The sequence below is a fragment of the Planomonospora sp. ID67723 genome (assembly GCF_015711605.1).
Taxonomy (GTDB): Bacteria; Actinomycetota; Actinomycetes; order Streptosporangiales; family Streptosporangiaceae; genus Planomonospora_A.
Map to the genome: position 1 here is coordinate 1,417,979 of NZ_JABTEZ010000001.1, position 13,581 is coordinate 1,431,559.

The following is a 13,581-nucleotide window of genomic DNA, read 5'->3' on the forward strand; positions in this document are numbered from 1 at the left end:
GTAAGAAAGTGAGACGACTCGAAATCGAAGGCGCCCATCTGTTCACGCCGGTCATTCACGAGGATGACCGGGGGGCTTTCCTGGAGTGGTTCCAGGGGGACCGGCTCGCCGAAACCGTGGGCCACCGGCTGAACCTCGCCCAGGCCAACTGCTCGGTCTCCCGGCGCGGCGTGCTCCGCGGCGTGCATTTCGCCGAGGTCCCGGCCGGCCAGGCGAAGTACGTGACGTGCGTCAGCGGAGCGGTGCTGGACGTGGTGGTGGACATCCGGGTCGGATCGCCGACGTTCGGGCGGTGGGAGGCCGTCGAGCTCGACGACAGGACCCGCAGGGGGGTCTACATCGCGGAAGGGCTGGGACACGCCTTCCTGACCCTCAGCGAGCAGGCCACGATCGTCTACCTGTGCTCCCAGCCCTACGCGCCGGGGCGCGAGCACGGGGTGCACCCGCTCGATCCCGGGCTCGGCATCGCCTGGCCGGCCGGGACGGAGCCGATCCTGTCGCCCAAGGACGCCGCGGCGCCCACTCTCGCCGAGGCTGAGGCCGCCGGGCTGCTCCCCCTGTACACCGACTGCCTGGCCTACTACGACAAGCTTCGCGACCCCGCCTGACGGCGAAAGCCCGCCACGGAGATCGTGACGGGCCTTCCCGGCTGAGGTGCTCCGGCGAGGTTCAGCCGATGCGCCAGGTGTCCCCGGCCAGGAGCAGGTCGTCCAGGTCGCCCCGGCCGCCCTGTGCGACGGCCTCTTCCAGCTGCGCCGACATCTGCTCGTCGTAGGACGGGCGGTCCACGCTGCGGAAGATCCCGACCGGGACGTGCTCGAACGCCGGCTCGTCCAGCCGGGAGAGCGCGAAGGCCAGCGACGGGTCGGCGCGGTGCGCGTCGTGGACGAGGATCTCCTCCTCGCGCACCGACGCCCGGTCGACGACCTCGATGCCGCCGTCGGCCGACCGCCGTACCGCCTTGGACGCCGAGACGATCGGCTGCCCGTGCTCCAGGCGCAGCGTGATGTCGTCGCGCTGCTCGGGGTCCTTGAGCTGGTCGAAGGCGCCGTCGTTGAAGATGTTGCAGTTCTGGTAGATCTCCACCAGCGAGGTGCCGTTGTGCTCGGCGGCCTCGCGCAGCACCGACTGCAGGTGCTTGCGGTCGGAGTCGAGGGTCCTGGCCACGAAGGAGGCCTCGGCGCCGATCGCCAGCGAGATCGGGTTGAACGGCTTGTCCAGCGAGCCCATCGGGGTGGACTTCGTGATCTTGCCGACCTCGGAGGTGGGGGAGTACTGGCCCTTGGTCAGGCCGTAGATCCTGTTGTTGAACAGCAGGATGTTCAGGTTGACGTTGCGGCGCAGCGCGTGGATCAGGTGGTTGCCGCCGATGGAGAGCGAGTCGCCGTCACCGGTGATCACCCACACGCTCAGGTCGGGACGCGAGGCGGCCAGGCCGGTGGCGATCGCCGGGGCACGGCCGTGGATGGAGTGGAAGCCGTAGGTGTTCATGTAGTACGGGAAGCGGGAGGAGCAGCCGATGCCCGAGACGAACACCATGTTCTCGCGCTTGAGGCCGAGCTCCGGGACGAAGGACTGGACCGCGGCCAGGATCGCGTAGTCACCGCAGCCCGGGCACCAGCGCACCTCCTGGTCGCTCTTGTAGTCCTTCATGGACTGCTTGGCGTCGGACTTGGGGACCAGGGACAGACCCCGGCCGTTCATGAGCTCACTCACTGTCGATCACGTCCTGGATCACGCCGGCCAGTTCCTCCGCCTTGAACGGAAGCCCGCGCACGCGGTTGTAGCTGATGATGTCGACCAGGAAGCGGGCGCGCAGCAGCAGCGCGAGCTGGCCGAGGTTGATCTCCGGGAGCAGCACCTTGTCGTAGGACTTCAGCACCTCGCCGGTGTTGGCGGGCAGCGGGTTGAGGTGCCGCAGGTGCGCCTGGGCGACCTTCCCGCCGGCCGAGCGGATGCGCCGTACGGCCGCCGCGATCGGGCCGTAGGTCGAACCCCAGCCCAGCACGAGCACGCGGGTCCCGCCCTCGGGGCCGTCCGGGTCGTCGACCTCCAGCGCCGGGATGTCCTTGGCGATCCCGTCGATCTTGGCCTGGCGGAGCCGGACCATGCGGTCGTGGTTGTCCGGGTCGTAGGAGATGTTGCCGGTGCCGTCGGCCTTCTCGATGCCGCCGATGCGGTGCTCCAGGCCGGGGGTGCCCGGGATGGCCCAGGGGCGGGCGAGGGTCTCGGGGTCGCGCTTGAAGGGCAGGAACGTCTCGCCGTCGTTCGGCCCGGAGGCGAACTCGGTGGAGATGTCCGGCAGGTCGGCGGCGGCCGGCACCTTCCACGGCTCGGAGCCGTTGGCGAGGTAGCCGTCGGAGAGCAGCATGACCGGCGTGCGGTACTTCACCGCGAGCCGGGCCGCCTCGACGGCCGCGTCGAAGCAGTCGCTCGGCGACATCGGCGCGACGACCGGCAGCGGCGACTCGCCGTTGCGGCCGTACATCGCCATCAGCAGGTCGGTCTGCTCGGTCTTGGTGGGCATGCCGGTCGACGGGCCCGCGCGCTGCACGTCCACCACGATCAGCGGCAGCTCGGTGGTGACGGCCAGGCCGACGGTCTCGGCCTTCAGCGCCACGCCGGGGCCGGAGGTCGTGGTGACGCCCAGCGCTCCGCCGAAGGACGCGCCGAGCGCCGCGCCGACGCCCGCGATCTCGTCCTCGGCCTGGAAGGTGCGGATGCCGAACCGCTTGTGCTTGGAGAGCTCGTGCAGGATGTCGGAGGCCGGCGTGATCGGGTAGGACCCGAGGAACAGCGGGAGCTTCGACTGCACGCTCGCGGCGATCAGGCCGTAGGCGAGGGCCTGGTTGCCGGAGATGTTGCGGTAGACGCCCGCGGGCAGCTTGGCGGGCTTGACCTCGTAGGAGACCGAGAAGGACTCGGTGGTCTCGCCGTAGTTCCAGCCCGCGGTGAAGGCCGCGATGTTGGCCTTGGCGATGTCGGGCTTCTTGGCGAACTTGGTCTCCAGGAACGAGATCGTCGCCTCGGTCGGCCGGTGGTAGAGCCAGCTCAGCAGGCCGAGGGCGAACATGTTCTTGGAGCGCTCGGCGTCCTTCTTGGACAGGTCGAAGCCCTCGAGCGCCTTCACCGTCAGGGAGGTCAGCGGCACCGCGTGGACCCGCCACTCGGCGAGCGAGCCGTCCTCCAGCGGGCTGGCGTCGTAACCGACCTTCTGCAGGTTGCGCTTGGTGAACTCGTCGGTGTTGGCGATGATGTCGGCCCCGCGCGGCAGGTCGCCCAGGTTGGCCTTGAGTGCGGCGGGGTTCATCGCGACCAGGACGTTGGGGGCGTCGCCGGGGGTGAGGATGTCGTGGTCGGCGAAGTGGAGCTGGAAGCTCGACACGCCCGGCAGTGTTCCTGCGGGGGCGCGGATCTCGGCCGGGAAGTTGGGCAGGGTGGACAGGTCGTTGCCGAACTCCGCCGTTCCCGCGGTGAAGCGATCACCCGTCAGCTGCATGCCGTCGCCGGAGTCGCCGGCGAAGCGGATGATCACGCGGTCGAGTTGCTGAACCTGCTTGGTCACAGCTCAGTCCTCCTCGACGCGCCAGGGCGCCGTTGCTGATGGCACGTTCTTCATTTCCATGCTAGATCCCTCGGGGTCACGCGGCGGTCTTTCGCATTGCGTTCCACTCGGCGAAGGAATGTGACGTACGTCGCATATCCTCGGCGGGCCGCAGCGGGTGGGGGCTGGGGGCGCGGGCATCGTGCTCGTGGCGCTGGGGCGACCACGAGAGGTCACGATCGCGAACGGTGAGCCCGACACAGCCCGGCAGCAAGCCGGCACAGATCTACGTGCAGGCGGCCGAAGAGGACGGTTGGGGTCACGGTGCCCAACTATATGTCCCGCCGGGCACCGATCCCCATCCCCTCCGGCTATGGGGCCATAGTCCCTGGCTATGACGGCCGCCCTACCGCGCCGGGGTCGGACCGGAGTCATAGATCGTTCCCGGTCGCATCCCGGCGGAGCCGTACAGCTCGGGCACCGTGACGAAGGTGTAGCCCCGCTCGGACAGGGTCCGCAGGATCTCGGGGGTCGCCTCGACGGTCGGGCGGTGGACGTCGTGCATCAGGATGATCGCTCCCTGGCCGGCCCCGGAGACGGCCCTGCGGGCGACGGCCCCGGCGTCGGGGGCCCGCAGGTCCTCCGTGTCGACGCTCCAGCGGACCACCGACAGGCCCAGCCTGCCCGCGACCTCGGTGACCTCCCGGTCGACGGCGCCGTACGGCGGCCGCATCAGGGCCGGGGTCTGCCCGGTCGCGTGCGTGATCGCCTGCTGGCCCCGGGTGAGCTGGTGGGCGATCTTGCTGGTGGACAGGGAGGAGAGGGAGCGATGGGACCAGGTGTGGTTGGCCACGAGGTGGCCTTCCTCGCTCATCCGGCGGAGCAGCTCGGGGCGGGCGTAGGCGTTGGCGCCGAGGGTGAAGAAGGTGGCCCGCGCCCCGTGCTCGTTCAGGACGTCCAGCAGCCTCCCGGTGTCGGGGCCGGGGCCGTCGTCGTAGGTCAGCGCCACGCACTTGGCCTTCGCGCAGTCCACGGTGCCGGCCTTCGTGCTCCTGGCCTCGGGCCCGCCGGCCACCGTCGTCTCGATCGTCTTCTCGTAGGAGACCGGGACCGTGGTCTCCCGCACCGCGACGGCGGCCTGCCGCGCCCGCCGCCCGGAGGGGGAGAGCAGGTTCTCCACCCGCTCTCCCGGTACGGCCACCGCCACCCGGCCGAGAGACCCGGCCGCCACCTGGTAGTCGTCGAACTCCACGACGAGGTCGCCGTGGCGGTTGAAGGCGATGGAGTCGAAGAGCCGCTCGTCCGCCCTGACCGCGTCCGCGTCCACGCCGGTCCGACGGCCGGCCAGCTCCTCGCGGGCCAGGGCGGCCAGCACCGTCAGGGCGGAGCGGTCCTTGAGCAGGCCGGTGGAGTCCATGGCCCGCTCCTCCACCCGGTCGTACCAGACCGTGGTCCTGGAGTTGGCCCAGCCGGTTCCCGCGAACTCGCCGATGCCCAGCCGTACCCCGACGACCTGGTCCGAGGCGGCGGCGAGCTGCCAGTCCACGTTGAGCTCGGGGGAGGCGGTGGCCGTGCCGGCGGCGGTGGCGCGCCGGAAGCGGTCGAGCTGCCCGGAGACCACCGTACGGAGCTTCTCGGTGAGGTGCGGGGCGTCGTCCAGCACGGGGTAGACGGCATGCGCGCGGCGGTCGCCGGAGTCACCCTGGGTGATGGTCTCCGTGCTCAGCCCCTGGATCCGCGAGGGGTCCACGTACTCGATCAGCGTGGGCTCGGAGGGGAGGAGCTCCTCCGCCGCTATGGAGGTGGTGGCCGCGCCGCAACCGAGCATGGTCGCGGTGAGCAGCGTGATTCCTCCGGCGAATCGCAGTTTGCGCATGAATGTCACGCTAGACGGAGAGTAATGCGCTTTACCCTCTCTTGGGGTTAATCGGAAAGAGGCTTTGTCGAATCCAGGTTTAGCCGCTCCGGAGCGTGATGGAGCCTGCGACGACAGTCATCGGATCCGGTCGCCCGGCCCGGCCCTGTGACGGAGGGGGTGCCTGCGGTTACGATCGATCCGTGGACGGGTATTTCGATCGCTACGCCGTGGTCGTCGTGCTTTTCGCGATCGGGATCGCCGTGGTCGCGGGAGGCCTGTTCGTCAACCGGATGCTCCGCCCGGACCGGCCGACCCCGGACAAGCTGACGACCTACGAGTGCGGCGTCGACCCCGTGGGCGAGGGCTGGGCCCAGTCCCAGGTCCGCTACTACGTGTTCACCTATCTCTACGTGGTGTTCGCGGTGGACGCGGTCTTCCTCTTCCCCTGGGCCACGGTCTTCGCCGCGCCCGGGTTCGGGATGACCACGCTGGTGGAGATGTTCGTGTTCCTGGGCTTCATCGCGATCGGAATCCTCTACGCCTGGCGCAAGCGCGTACTCGCCTGGACGTGACCGGGGAGGGAGAATGCGTGACATGGCGGATCTCCCGATGCCCACTGTGCGATCTACTGCGCGACCCACCGTGGGGCCGCTCTCGCGGCTGGCTCCCAAACCCATGCGCTTCATCCTCAACTGGGGGCGGCGCTACTCGCTCTGGGCGTTCAACTTCGGCCTGGCCTGCTGCGCGATCGAGTTCATCGCGACCTCGATGAGCCGGCACGACTTCATCAGGTTCGGGGTGATCCCGTTCGCGAACGGTCCCCGGCAGGCCGACCTGATGATCGTCTCGGGCACGGTGACCGACAAGATGGCCCCGGCCGTGAAGCGGCTCTACGAGCAGATGCCCGACCCGAAGTACGTGATCTCCTTCGGGGCCTGCTCCAACACCGGCGGGCCGTACTGGGACTCCTACTGCGTCACCAAGGGCGTCGACCAGATCATCCCGGTGGACGTCTACGTCCCCGGCTGCCCGCCCCGGCCCGAGGCCCTGCTCCACGGGATCATGAAGCTCCAGGAGAAGATCGCCTCCGAGTCGCTCACCGACCGATACCGCCTCTCCGGGCCCTCGGGCGAGGAGGTCGTATGAGTTTCCCCGCGGAGCGGTACGGCTCCCGCGTCCGGCTCTCGGAGTCCTTCGGCGAGACCACCGCGGACGTGGCGGCCGAAGACTGGCTGGAGCTGCTGACGGCCGCCCGGGACGCGGGCTACGCGTTCCTCGACTGGCTGACCGGCGTCGACGACCCGCCGGACGGGTTCTGCGTCGTCGCGCACGTCTACGACCCCGCGGCGCACGCCCGGCTGCTGCTGCGCACCCGGGTGCCGCGCGCCGACCCCCGCCTGCCCAGCGCGGTGGGCGTGTTCCGGGGTGCGAACTGGCACGAGCGTGAGACCTTCGAGATGTTCGGCGTGGTCTTCGAGGGGCACCCGAACCTCGTCCCGCTGCTGCTTCCCGAGGGCTTCGAGGGCTTCCCGCTCCGCAAGGACTTCGTGCTGGCCTCGCGGGTCGCCAAGGCCTGGCCGGGGGCGAAGGAGCCCGGCGAGGGCCGCGAGTCGGAGGGCTCTCCGAGCCGCCGCAAGACGCTCCCGCCCGGGGTGCCGGCCGACTGGGGCCGTGATGGGTGAGCCCGGCCGTGACATGACGGTTCCCGGATGAAAGTTCTCAGTTGGAGGCGGCATGCCTGAGGTGCTCGACGTCGCCGTCCGGCTCGTCGTGATCGTCGCGGCCTTCCTCGTGCTGCCGCTGGTCGCGGGGCAGATGGAGCACAAGGTCATGGCCCACATGCAGGCCCGGCTCGGCCCGATGTACGCCGGAGGCTTCCACGGCTGGGCCCAGCTGATCGCCGACGGGGTCAAGTTCGTCCAGAAGGAGGACGTGATCCCGGCCGCGGCCGACCGCCGGGTCTTCGGCCTGGCCCCGGGCGTCGCGCTGGTGCCGTACCTGGTGGTGATGGTCGTCATCCCGGTCGGTCCCGGTCTGGTCGGGGTGGACCTGGACGCCGGGCTGTTCTTCGTGCTCGCGGTGATGGGCATCGGCGTGCTGGGCTCGATCATGGCCGGCTGGTCCTCCGGGAACAAATACTCCCTGATGGGCGGGATGCGTTCGGCCGCCCAGCTCATGTCCTACGAGCTGCCGCTGGTGCTGGCGGCCTCCAGCGTCGCGATGGCGGCGGGCACGCTCTCCCTGCCCGGCATCGTGGAGGCCTGGCAGTGGTGGTGGCTGCCCTGGCAGGCGATCGGCGGGGTGGTGTTCTTCACCGCGGGCCTCGCCGAGCTGCGCCGCCCGCCGTTCGACATGCCGATCGCCGACTCCGAGATCATCATGGGGCCCATGACGGAGTACGCCGGCATCCGGTTCGCCCTGTTCATGCTGGCCGAGTACGCAGGGATCATCGTGATCTCCGCGCTCACCAGCGTGCTGTTCCTGGGCGGCTGGCACGGGCCGCTGCTGCCCGGGCCCGTGTGGATGCTCCTGAAGGTGTTCGCGCTGGTGTTCGTGGTGATCTGGCTGCGGGTCAGCTACCCGCGGCTCCGCGAGGACCAGCTGCAGAAGCTCGCCTGGGCGGGGCTGGTCCCGCTGGCGCTGGTCCAGCTCGCGCTCACCGGGGTCGTCAGGGTCCTCGCCGTGTGACGGCCCCGCCTCCCGGGCTCACTGGACGATCCGCAGCATGATGTCGGCGGCCGTGGGCCGGTTGGCGGGGTGCTTCTCCAGGCAGGCGGCGGCCAGCGGGCGCAGGGAGGGCGGCAGCGGTGACAGGTCCGGCTGGTGGTTGATCACCCGGTTGAGGATGGCCGGGATGGTGTCCGAGCCGAAGGCGACGCGGCCCGAGGCGGCGTAGATCATGGTGGACGCCCAGCTGAACACGTCGGACTCCGGGCCGACGTGCCCGCCGGCGAGCTGCTCGGGGGACATGTAGGCGGGGGTGCCCATGACACTGGAGGTCGCGGTGACCTGGTCCAGCGCGCGGGCGATGCCGAAGTCGATCACCCGGGGGCCGTCGGCGCCGATCAGCACGTTGGCCGGCTTGAAGTCCCGGTGCACGATCCCCGCCCGGTGGATGGCGGCCAGCGCCCCGGCGGTGGACAGGGCCAGCCGGGTCAGCCCGTCGCCGTCCCGCGGTCCCCGGTCGCGCACGAGCTGCTCCAGCGAGACCCCGTCCACGTACTCGCTGACGACGTAGGCCTGGTCGTCGTTGATGCTCACGTCCAGCACGCGGGCGGTGGAGAACGTCGCGACCTTGCGCGTCGCCTCCACCTCGCGCAGGAACCGCTCCCGGGCGGCGCGGTCCCCGACGAAGTGCTCGTGCAGGACCTTGATCGCCACTTTCTGCCCCTGCGGGGTGAGAGCCAGGTGGACCGTGCCCTGGCCGCCCTTGCCGAGGCTGCCGATCAGCCGGTAGGGCCCGATCCAGCCGTTCGGGGCCGGAGCGGGCTGCGGCTGCCGTACGTGCTGGTCCTGGGGGTGGTGCCCCTGGGTGGGCTGGCTCTGGAAATGGTGCTGCGGAGGGATCGGGGTGTGCATGTGCGAGGGCTGGGTGGTCGCCACGGGGGGAGGGTACGGCCCGGCGGAAGGGTGGGCCGGGGCGTGGTGGACCTGCTGGATCCCGGGCTGCTGACGGAAGACCGAACCCCGGATGATCAGGGCGTGGATCATCCCGCCGAGCCAGCTGCCGAGCAGCCCGATCGTGAGCACGGCGTTCAGCCAGCCCGGGATCAGGTCGGAGTCCCCGTAGGTGCCCGCCCCGATGACGAACACGCCCATCCCGAGGGTGTACAGGGCGGTCGCGAAGACGAGGGGCACGCTCCGCAGCCGCCGTGCGGCGAATCCCATGATGAACGGCGTTCCGAACCCGCAGGTGAACAGGGGGACCATCGCCCACAGCACGGTCAGGCCCGTGTTGGAGGGCACGGGCTGCGGCCCGTGCGGCTGCTGCGGGTGGTGCGGGCGCCAGTTGGGGCCGTACTGCTGGGACATGGCGCGAACAATACGTACATCTGAAGACTCTTGCAGTCCCCTTACCGATGGTTTCCCGCGATCGGGCACAGGAGTCGAACACACAGACTGTGGATAACTGCTGTGGATAACCGGGGAAGTCGGGGAACGGCGTCCTCCCCCGGACTGCCGCATTCCCGAGCGGCGTGCCGTACGTCATGATGTTGAAGTGGCGCGGATACCAGGAGTAGGACTGGCGAAGGGGCTGTCGGTCACCCTTCGGCACATGTTGAGCAGGTCGGTGACCCAGCAGTACCCCGAGGTGCGGCCGGACCTGCCCGCCCGCAGCCGGGGGGTGATCGCGCTGGTCGAGGAGAACTGCACGGTGTGCATGCTCTGCGCCCGTGAGTGTCCCGACTGGTGCATCTACATCGACTCGCACAAGGAGACGCTCCCCGCCCCGGAGGGCGGGCGCCCGCGCGCCCGGAACGTGCTCGACCGCTTCGCGATCGACTTCTCCCTGTGCATGTACTGCGGGATCTGCATCGAGGTCTGCCCCTTCGACGCGCTGTTCTGGTCGCCGGAGTTCGAGTACGCCGAGGGCGACATCCGCAACCTCGTCCACGAGAAGGACCGCCTGGCGGCCTGGGTGCAGACGGTTCCGCCGCCGCCCGCCCACGAGCCCAACGCCGACCCGCCCAAGGAGCTCGCCGCGGCCTCCCGTCCCGCCCGTCCCGACGCCCCTCGTGCCGCCCGCGCCCGTCCGGGTGCCGCCGGGGAGGCGGAGACCGTACGGCCCGGCGGCGAGGAGCGGCCCGCACGGCCGGGCAGGGAGGAGAGGCCCGCCGGGGAGCGGCCGGGCAGGGATGAGCGGCCCGCACGGCCGGGCGCCGGGCATGCCAGCGTCCGGGCGATCAAGCCGCCGGGCGCGCTCCCGAAGAAGCCGGGTCCGTCCCCCGACCCTGACCCGCCGGCCACCGGAACGCCGTCCACAGGCGGGCCGTCATCCGACACGTCGTCCACAGGTGGGGGCGACCTGCCGCCGGTGAAGGGCACGCCGGAGCAGACTGCTGGCACGGACCCCGGTGGAGAGCCCGAGGAGGAGTCGTGACGGAAACGGTGCCGTCCTACCTGTCGCCGACCGGTCAGGAGATCGTCTTCCTCCTCCTGGGTGCGGTGGCGGTCGGGTCGGCGCTCCTGGTCGTGGTCACCAGGCAGCTCGTCCACGCCGCGCTCTGGCTGGTCCTCTGCTTCGGCGCCCTGGCGGGGTGCTACCTGGTCCTGACGGCCGAGTTCGTCGCGTGGGTCCAGGTGCTGATCTACGTCGGGGCCGTCGTCGTCCTGCTGCTGTTCGGCATCATGCTCACCCGCGCCCCGATCGGCAGGGCCGCCGACCTGGACAGCGGAAACAAGATCGTCGCCGCGGTGGTGGCGATCGCGACCGCGGTCGTGCTGGTGACCGTGGTCGTCGACGGTTTCCGCACGGCCTACGCCCCCCTCGACTCCGCGACGGGTTCGGCCAAGGAGCTCGGCTCCGCCGTCTTCCGCAACTGGGTGCTGCCCTTCGAGGCGCTCTCGGTCCTCCTGCTGGCCGCCCTGATCGGCGCCATCGTCATCTCCCGCACCGACATCCGGGGGAGGGACTGACGTGCACGTCGTCTACCCGGCGATCGTCTCGGCCCTGCTGTTCTCCATCGGCGTGTACGGCGTGCTCGCCCGCCGCAACACCATCCTGGTCCTGATGTCCGTCGAGCTCATGCTCAACGCGGTCAACCTCAACCTGGTCGCCTTCGACGTGTGGCTGCGCGACCGGCTCCACGGCGGCCAGGTCCTCACGCTCTTCGTCATAGTGATCGCCGCCGCCGAGGTGGGACTCGGCCTGGCGATCGTCCTGGCGCTCTACCGCAACCGCCGGACCGTGGATCTCGACCGTCTCCGCACCCTCGCCGAGACTCCGCCCTCCGCGGCGGACCCGGCCTCCGCCGCGTCCCCCACGGGACCCGATTCCCCCGCGGTCGCCGGCCGGGGCCGGCCCGGAGGCGAGGGCGGGCCGCCCGCCGGGGCCGCCGCGGCGCCGGGGGCCGGGCCGGAGCGCGTGGCCCGAGCGGAGGAGACGTCATGATCACGATCGCCGCGCTCACCGTCCTGCTGCCGTTCCTGGCCGCCGTCGCCGGTCTTCTCGGCTCCCGATGGCCCGGGCGCGTCCGCGGTGAGAGCGCCGCCGACGCCCGGGCCGGGGCGACGCAGGCCCGGGACGCGCACGAGACGGAGCAGACCGACCGGGTGGCGGGCCGCCGGGCCGCCTGGATCGCCGTCGTGCCCGCGGCGGTCTCCGCGGCCCTCGCGGGCTGGCTGGCCTACGCCGGCTGGACGGGGCTCGGCGCGGGCGGAGGAGAGCCGTTCCCGGCCTCGGCCGGGTCCACCGTCGTGCCCGGGATGGAAGGCGTCACGGGCACGCTCACCGTCATCGACACGGGCTCGGTCCCGATCTCCGTCGGGCTGCTCGTCGACGGCCTCGCCGCGACGATCGGCGTGCTGGTCACGGTGGTCGCGCTCGCCGTGCAGATCTACTCCGTCGGCTACCTGCACGGCGACCGCCGCTACCCCTCCTACAGCGCTTTCATCAGCCTGTTCACCAGCGCCATGCTCCTGGTCGTCTACGCGGCCGACCTCCTCGTCCTCTACGTGGGCTGGGAGATCATGGGTCTGTGCTCCTACCTGCTGATCGGGCACTGGTGGGAGGACCGGGCCAACTCCCGGGCCGCGGTCAAGGCGTTCCTGGTCACCCGGCTCGGCGACGTCGGCTTCCTGTTCGGGATCTTCGTCCTCGGCACGGCGGCCGGCAGCTTCAGGATCGCCGACGTCCTCGCCGCGCTCCCGGACATGTCCTCCGGCACGGTCATCGCCGCGACCATGCTGCTCCTCGCCGGGGTGGCGGGCAAGAGCGCCCAGGTCCCGCTGCACACCTGGCTCCCGGACGCGATGGCGGGCCCGACCCCGATCAGCGCGCTCATCCATGCCGCCACCATGGTCGCCGCCGGGATCTTCATCGTCGCCCGGCTCCACCCCGTCTTCCTCGCCGCCGGACCCACCATGGACGTGCTCGCCGTCCTCGCCGCGCTCGGCATGCTCGGCGCTGCGCTGGCGGCCCTCGCGCAAGACGACCTCAAGCGCGTCCTGGCCTACTCCACGATCAGCCAGCTCGCCTACATGGCGGCGGCGCTGGCCGCCGGCTCCGCCGACGCGGCCGTCTTCCACCTGGTCACCCACGGCGCGTTCAAGGCGCTGCTCTTCCTCTGCGCCGGGGTGGTCATCCACGCGGTGGGATCCAACCTGATGAGTTCGATGGGAGGTCTCCGCCGGGAGCTTCCCGTCACCTTCGTCACGATGACGGTCGGCTTCGCCGCGCTGATGGGCCTCCCTCCGGCCAGCGGCTTCTTCAGCAAGGACGAGGTGCTGGTCGCCGTCGAGCGCTCCGTCGCGCAGGGGCCGCTCACCGACGCGGCCGCCCTGCTGCTGTACGGCAGCGCCCTGGCCACGATCGCGGTGACCGGCGCCTACGCCACCCGCGCGTGGTTGCGGACGTTCTTCGGGCCCCGCACGGTCACCGCGCTCCCCGAGCCCGCCCCCGGCACGGCCCACGTGATCGACACCCGGGAGGCCCCCGCCACCATGCGCTGGCCGATCACCGTCCTCGCGGTCCCGGCGCTGCTGCTGGGGTTCGCCGGTCTCACCGGTGTCCACTGGGGCACGGCCGCGCTGAGCGTCGCCGTGGCCCTGCTCGGTGCCGGAGCGGTCTACGCCTTCTGGCGGAGCGACCCCGTGAACGATCCGGCTCGCATGCTCGGCCCCTTCCGCGTCCCCTGCGAGCGGGCCTTCTACGTCGACTCCGCCTACCAGGCGCTGTTCGCCCGCCCGGTCCTCGCCCTCGCCCGCATGGTCGTCCGCGCCGACGACCATGTGGTGGACGGCGCGGTGCGCGGCTCGGGCCGGGCGGCTCTGGGCCTGTCCGGCCTGGTTCGCCTCGCGCAGAACGGCAACGTCCAGCTCTACGTGACCGGCCTGCTCGCGGGCGTGCTCCTCATCGCGGTCGGGGCGGTGGTGTTCGGTTGATCTTCCTCATGCTGTTCCTGGTGGCTCTCGTGGTGCTGTTGCTGATCCGGCCGGTGGTGATGCGGCGATGACCGCG

General features: G+C 70.9%; 13 protein-coding genes and 1 pseudogene. 9 read left to right on the plus strand and 5 right to left on the minus strand.

Translation table 11 applies throughout. The features are described from left to right. The first annotated feature begins 8 nt into the window (after positions 1-8). Complete coding sequence (gene rfbC, locus HS041_RS06720) at positions 9-608, plus strand: dTDP-4-dehydrorhamnose 3,5-epimerase (RefSeq protein ID WP_196439616.1); 600 nt, start codon at positions 9-11, stop codon at positions 606-608. Between the two features lie 61 nt (positions 609-669). Here the strand turns inward: rfbC and HS041_RS06725 are convergent, their stop codons facing one another. From HS041_RS06725 to HS041_RS06735, 4 genes are all read right to left on the minus strand, one after another. Beyond that, complete coding sequence (locus HS041_RS06725; RefSeq protein ID WP_196440810.1) at positions 670-1,704, minus strand: 2-oxoacid:ferredoxin oxidoreductase subunit beta; 1,035 nt, start codon at positions 1,702-1,704, stop codon at positions 670-672. A 4-nt stretch (positions 1,705-1,708) separates the two neighbouring features. Further along, positions 1,709-3,565, minus strand: coding sequence for a 2-oxoacid:acceptor oxidoreductase subunit alpha (locus HS041_RS06730; protein WP_196439617.1), 1,857 nt, complete (start codon positions 3,563-3,565; stop codon positions 1,709-1,711). 212 nt (positions 3,566-3,777) lie between these two features. After that, positions 3,778-3,867, minus strand: a complete 90-nt coding sequence (locus HS041_RS40375) for a putative leader peptide (RefSeq protein WP_374058829.1) — start codon at positions 3,865-3,867, stop codon at positions 3,778-3,780. Positions 3,868-3,950: 83 nt separating this feature from the next. Then, positions 3,951-5,420 (minus strand): polysaccharide deacetylase family protein, encoded by a 1,470-nt coding sequence (locus tag HS041_RS06735; protein ID WP_196439618.1) that lies wholly within the window; start codon positions 5,418-5,420, stop codon positions 3,951-3,953. Between the two features lie 182 nt (positions 5,421-5,602). Here HS041_RS06735 and HS041_RS06740 point away from each other — a divergent pair, with 182 nt between their 5' ends. The 4 genes from HS041_RS06740 to nuoH are packed head-to-tail and all read left to right on the plus strand — an operon-like array spanning position 5,603 to position 8,090. Continuing rightward, on the plus strand, positions 5,603-5,974 hold the full coding sequence (locus tag HS041_RS06740) for an NADH-quinone oxidoreductase subunit A (protein WP_196439619.1): 372 nt from the start codon (positions 5,603-5,605) through the stop codon (positions 5,972-5,974). Between the two features lie 22 nt (positions 5,975-5,996). Beyond that, the gene (locus HS041_RS06745; RefSeq protein ID WP_196439620.1) at positions 5,997-6,548 is read left to right on the plus strand and encodes a NuoB/complex I 20 kDa subunit family protein; all 552 of its coding nucleotides are present in this window, start codon (positions 5,997-5,999) and stop codon (positions 6,546-6,548) included. After that, the gene (locus HS041_RS06750) at positions 6,545-7,084 is read left to right on the plus strand and encodes an NADH-quinone oxidoreductase subunit C (protein ID WP_196439621.1); all 540 of its coding nucleotides are present in this window, start codon (positions 6,545-6,547) and stop codon (positions 7,082-7,084) included. The genes HS041_RS06745 and HS041_RS06750 overlap by 4 nt, the downstream gene beginning before the upstream one ends. 52 nt (positions 7,085-7,136) lie before the next feature. Continuing rightward, positions 7,137-8,090 (plus strand): NADH-quinone oxidoreductase subunit NuoH, encoded by a 954-nt coding sequence (gene nuoH / locus HS041_RS06755; protein ID WP_196439622.1) that lies wholly within the window; start codon positions 7,137-7,139, stop codon positions 8,088-8,090. A gap of 18 nt (positions 8,091-8,108) precedes the next feature. Here the strand turns inward: nuoH and HS041_RS06760 are convergent, their stop codons facing one another. Then, a complete protein-coding gene (locus tag HS041_RS06760; RefSeq protein ID WP_196439623.1) occupies positions 8,109-9,434 on the minus strand; it encodes a protein kinase domain-containing protein in 1,326 nt (441 codons plus the stop codon). Between the two features lie 244 nt (positions 9,435-9,678). Between HS041_RS06760 and HS041_RS38115 the strand changes: the two genes are divergently transcribed. From HS041_RS38115 to HS041_RS06780, 4 genes and pseudogenes are all read left to right on the plus strand, one after another. After that, positions 9,679-10,503, plus strand: coding sequence for a 4Fe-4S binding protein (locus HS041_RS38115; protein ID WP_230878449.1), 825 nt, complete (start codon positions 9,679-9,681; stop codon positions 10,501-10,503). Next, a complete protein-coding gene (locus tag HS041_RS06770) occupies positions 10,500-11,039 on the plus strand; it encodes an NADH-quinone oxidoreductase subunit J family protein (RefSeq protein WP_196439624.1) in 540 nt (179 codons plus the stop codon). Before HS041_RS38115 ends, HS041_RS06770 begins: the two co-directional genes overlap by 4 nt. Before the next feature lies 1 nt (position 11,040). After that, positions 11,041-11,322 (plus strand): annotated as a pseudogene (gene nuoK, locus HS041_RS06775) (NADH-quinone oxidoreductase subunit NuoK); the annotation flags it as partial. A 188-nt stretch (positions 11,323-11,510) separates the two neighbouring features. Beyond that, complete coding sequence (locus tag HS041_RS06780; RefSeq protein ID WP_196439625.1) at positions 11,511-13,505, plus strand: NADH-quinone oxidoreductase subunit 5 family protein; 1,995 nt, start codon at positions 11,511-11,513, stop codon at positions 13,503-13,505. Positions 13,506-13,581: the final 76 nt, after the last annotated feature.

Bases quoted from the DNA above. Each gene is read 5' to 3' on its own strand.
- HS041_RS06725 (WP_196440810.1), bottom strand. From the start codon at position 1,704: ATGAACGGCCGGGGTCTGTCCCTGGTCCCCAAGTCCGACGCCAAGCAG.
- HS041_RS06735 (WP_196439618.1), bottom strand. From the start codon at position 5,420: ATGCGCAAACTGCGATTCGCCGGAGGAATCACGCTGCTCACCGCGACC.
- HS041_RS06750 (WP_196439621.1), top strand. From the start codon at position 6,545: ATGAGTTTCCCCGCGGAGCGGTACGGCTCCCGCGTCCGGCTCTCGGAG.
- nuoH (WP_196439622.1), top strand. From the start codon at position 7,137: ATGCCTGAGGTGCTCGACGTCGCCGTCCGGCTCGTCGTGATCGTCGCG.
- HS041_RS38115 (WP_230878449.1), top strand. From the start codon at position 9,679: ATGTTGAGCAGGTCGGTGACCCAGCAGTACCCCGAGGTGCGGCCGGAC.
- HS041_RS06780 (WP_196439625.1), top strand. From the start codon at position 11,511: ATGATCACGATCGCCGCGCTCACCGTCCTGCTGCCGTTCCTGGCCGCC.
- HS041_RS06745 (WP_196439620.1), top strand. From the start codon at position 5,997: ATGGCGGATCTCCCGATGCCCACTGTGCGATCTACTGCGCGACCCACC.
- HS041_RS06760 (WP_196439623.1), bottom strand. From the start codon at position 9,434: ATGTCCCAGCAGTACGGCCCCAACTGGCGCCCGCACCACCCGCAGCAG.